General features: G+C 68.7%; 2 protein-coding genes. Both read left to right on the top strand.

What is annotated here, in order from left to right:
- Positions 1-72 (top strand): adenosylhomocysteinase (locus tag IE245_RS38215; protein WP_189955761.1); only part of this gene is annotated, 72 nt, incomplete at its 5' end.
- A gap of 101 nt (positions 73-173) precedes the next feature.
- Entirely contained in the window at positions 174-791 is a 618-nt protein-coding gene (locus tag IE245_RS36550) for a hypothetical protein (RefSeq protein ID WP_189955759.1), read from the top strand.
- Positions 792-1,205 lie beyond the last annotated feature (414 nt).

Here is a 1,205-nt window from a genome sequence, read left to right on the forward strand (position 1 = left end):
CGCCCGGAGCAGGCCGCCTACATCGGCGTCAAGGTCGAGGGCCCGTACAAGCCGGACCACTACCGCTACTGATCCGCCCCCGGTCGCACGACCGGCGGACGAGACGACCCAGCAGGCCCCCGGCACCCGTGCCGGGGGCCTGCCCCGTTCCCCCACCACCCGAGGACCACGCGATGCCCCGCGGCCGCTACTCGCTCCACGATCCCCACGACCACACCCCCCTCGGCGAGGAACACTTCCACTGCGCCCCGGGCCCCTCCGGCTGGCGTTACGTCTCCCAGATCACCACCCCCGCCGGCGACCACCGCGGCTCGGTCGACCTGGCCGTCGACGAACTCGGCCGCCCCATCCGCCTCGAACTCCACGCGTCGAGCTGGCAGGTCCGCGGAGCCGCCCTCGACGGCGTCACCTGGGTCCGCACCGACCCCACCGGCACCCACGCCACCGAGGGCAACGTCCGCGCCCACGCCTTCACCGGTACGTCCCCGGCCTTCCTGATCGCCCTGACCCGCCTCCTGCGCCTCACCCCCGGCGCCCCGGAGACCCGCGTCCGCCTGGTCGCCCTCACGGACCCGGTCCTCGCCCCCCTCACCGTCGACCAGTCCTGGTCCCTCCTGGGCACCGAGACGCACCCCACCGACCTGGGCCCCCTCTCCGTCGACGCGTACCAGGTCAGCACCCTGGACACCGGCGAACGCCACACCGTCCACATCGCCGGCGACGTCGTCCTCTCCGCCCCCGGAGTGGAACTGGAAGACCTCGACACGCCCCCCTCGACCTTCCCTGCCTGACAGCGCCCGGCTCGCCCCCGGCCGATGTGCGACGGGCCCCGCCGAACTGGTACTGTCCTCCGGTGCCCGAGAAAACCGTTGACACGGTGGACGCGGGGAGGTAGATTTAGGTGGTTGCCTGGAGCTGGACAGCTCGGCAGCAATCAACTAGAGTCTGACTCACTCCCGATTCTTTAATCGCGAATCACGAAAAGCCACCGATTAGGTAGCCGGAAATGATTCTGATAAAGTCGGAAAGCGCCGGAAGGCCCCGAGGAAAACAAATCGGGACCGGAAAGCACCGAGGAAATCGGATCGGAAAGATCTGATAGAGTCGGAAACGCAGGAAAACGCAGGAAAACGCAGGAAAGCGCAGGAAGCGCCCGGAGGGCCCGGAGACGGGAACGAAGGAAGCGTCCGCACCTTGAGAACTCA

The organism is Streptomyces roseolus, from assembly GCF_014649855.1.
Lineage (GTDB): Bacteria > Actinomycetota > Actinomycetes > Streptomycetales > Streptomycetaceae > Streptomyces > Streptomyces roseolus.

Coding starts and splice junctions, on each gene's coding strand:
- IE245_RS36550 (WP_189955759.1), top strand. CDS start 174: ATGCCCCGCGGCCGCTACTCGCTCCACGATCCCCACGACCACACCCCC.